We start from the raw sequence: 3,072 nt of genomic DNA on the forward strand, positions 1-3,072 counted from the left end.
ATGTGGGACCATAGTTGGAGCTCGTGGGCTAGGAACTGGAGGGTTCTCGGGTCTCGGTGTCGGTCTTGGCAGGTTGGGAACCGCCAGGGTGGTGGGTACTGTCGCCATCGTTGGGAGCACTTCTGTCAGGGGGTGTGTCATTGATAGGAGGCTCGGGTTTAGGAGGCTCGGGTTTAGGAGGCTCGGGTTTAGGAGGCTCGGGTTTAGGAGGCTCGGGTTTAGGAGGCTCGGGTTTAGGAGGCTCGGGTTTAGGAGGGTCTATTATTATGATAGGGTTTGTTATGATAGGGCGTGAATCGTCCTTGTTAGGATCTGGCTCAGGGTTCGGTTCAGATTCGGAATCATCTATCAACTTAAACTTACCGTCGTTCCCGTTCCTGAAAGCATCCAAACCTAACTTGATTTCCCCATTATTTCTTTTTTGTTCTATGTTTTGTCTCTGCTCTTTGGTGATCTTTTCCTGACTAACAAACTCTATATCACCAGCATTACCACTTAGATTACCACCATCACGTTGACTCCCAGCTCCTGTCTTGATCTCCAACTTAAACTTATCAAAGTCGATATTATCTAAATTTGGAACCTGAAACGTTACTTTTCCAGCATTTCCAGGGACTTCTACCTCGGTTTTTATTATGATATCGACTGTTTTTCCCGCTGTTGTAATCCTGCCCTCTTTAGTTTCCAAAAATACATTACCAGAATTATTACCATTTCTTTCTGTGGTTGTTATTTCGGTAAACGTTAAACCACTATTGCGAAAAATAATGTCACCTTTAGCAGATAAGATTACAGGACCAGCATTATTATTTTGAATTCCAGGAGCATTATTATTACGACCATTCCCAGGATTACTGGTGTTTATATTCCCAATGGTGATACTCCCTTCGGATGAAGCATCTCCAGAATTTACCGTAACTTGATTGCTCAATTCATCCTTATTCAAACCCGCCCTCAAAATCAAGGCACGAGTCTTTCTTAAGGTTTGATTCTCTAATTTGTTTAAAGTATCACTATCTAATTCGTTACGCTTTGAAGTAGAAACTAACTCTAATAAATTTTCTCGCTGAGTATCTGTTAACTCTAAATCTAAATCTGCTAGCCCAGTATCTGGTACAGTGATTGTGATCTTCCCACCTTCAATATTTCCTGTAGACTCTACTTTAAGAGAAGACCCTGTGTAATCCCCAAACGTAACATCCCCAACAGCGGTGATAATTGGGTCTTGGAGGCTAAAAAAGTTTTTTGGTTCACCAGCTAAATTCTCAATTGAGAAATTACCGCCACTGGCAAAGTGAGCATCTGTAGAGATCCTGCCATCGCTGACCAAGCTCAGGTCGCCACCACTCTGGAAGCGGGTGTTGGGATTCTTCAGTGCTAGGATATCAATGCCCGGATCCTGCTTAATGCCCTGATCCTGGTTCACGCCCCCATCCCCCTGAATCTTGAGGTTTCCTCCTGCTACCGCTTGGAAGGAATTATCTGCTGTGTCCCTAATCCGCACCGTCTCCTTAGCCAATAGGGTTAAGTCCCCCGTGGTAGATAGCTGGCTTTCGCTCAAATTGAGGTTATTGTTAGCAGACAGGGTAATGTTATCGCTAGATATCTCACTTGCACTCAGAGTCAAGTCATTGTTGGCAGACAGGGTGGTGTTCTTACTAGATAGCTGGCTTGAACTCAGAGTCAGGTTATTGTTGGCAGAAACAGTCAAGTTATTATTAGCAGACAGGATTGCTCTTTGTGCTGTTAGGTCCTTAACAGTTACATCCCCAGGCGCTATAGTGATGCCAGAACTAGTCAAGGTCACGGTTTTATTATCACCATTATCCGTGAATTCTGTGGCATGACTCACACCATCCCCGGTTAATAGCTCAGCTAAAGAGAGCGGTGTAAAAGATTGTTCTGCTGTGGAAGGATCTGAGGGTAGGGGTTCAACTTCCAAATTCAGCAACAGTCCTTCCTGGCTAATTTTTACCAAACGTTCCCCAGGCACAGCAGCTATAGTAATTGTTGCGTCTGGAAGCTCCAGTTGATTGGTGTTGATGACAGTACCACCGATTAAACTGAGGTTATTGCCTGCTGCGACTTCTAGCTTACCCTCATTAAAAATTAGTCCCGGTGTCTCGGATGTATCAAACGCAAAGGCACTGGGTGTACCGACTAAGGTAGAGTAGTCATTGGCACTAAAGGCATTAAACCAATTGTCATCACCAAAGCCAATCCTAGTCGCCGTAGTTGCGGTGAATGAAGCGGGTACATTCAGCTGGGCATTAGCACCAAAAATTATCCCGGCTGGGTTCATTAAAAACAGGTTAGGGTTGCCCTCCCCTGTGATTTTTATCAGACCGTTGATCACAGAAGCATTACCACCGGTGACCCGACTCAGAATGTTTTTTATACCCGGTTGAGATAGGAAGTTAGCAATTTGGTCTTGGTCTAGACCAAACTCGAGAAAGCTGTGAAAGAGATTATCTCCAGAGCGAATGCCACCATCAATGTCAAATTGATTGTCTTGATTGCCATTTGGGGTGACTTGGGTCTGAGTGCCATCATCGGCTGGAATAGGCTGTGCTTGAGTTGGCATGACACCAATATGGGCTACCAACAAAGATACGGCTGCCAGGGACTGGCTGATTTGACTCACAGCTAATTTGATTTGGCTCATGGGTAATATCGTTTTTAATCGGCTATCCTGAATTCCAAAATGCATTAGTCAACTACAGGATGAGATTAGCAATTTCCTAATACGTCTGTTTTTAAGCTGAGGTCAGATGCACCCTGGGGTATCAGCTGCTTAGGAGTGAATCACACTGAATCACACTGAATCACACTGAATCACAATACTGAGGGGAATAGTACTATGAGTCAGGGTTTGGTAAACATCAGGCTGGTGACCTTAACTGAAATCTTGAAGCCTTTATGAAGATCTAAGTATATACACTAGTATTATATATACTCTTTTATTATGAACATTACTGATTAACTTTGTTCCCGTTAATTTATATTAACTTCATTAAATCTTTTAGATCGGAAGAGCGTCGTTTAGGTTGCTATATATTGTTAGATAGGGGA

General features: G+C 43.6%; 1 protein-coding gene. It reads right to left on the minus strand.

Annotated elements, in window-relative coordinates:
• Positions 1-28: 28 nt before the first annotated feature.
• Positions 29-2,665 (minus strand): filamentous hemagglutinin N-terminal domain-containing protein, encoded by a 2,637-nt coding sequence (locus tag F6J99_RS43755; protein ID WP_293123398.1) that lies wholly within the window; start codon positions 2,663-2,665, stop codon positions 29-31.
• Between the last annotated feature and the right edge of the window lie 407 nt (positions 2,666-3,072).

Source organism: Moorena sp. SIO4G3 (assembly GCF_010692305.1).
GTDB classification, from domain to species: domain Bacteria; phylum Cyanobacteriota; class Cyanobacteriia; order Cyanobacteriales; family Coleofasciculaceae; genus Moorena; species Moorena producens_A.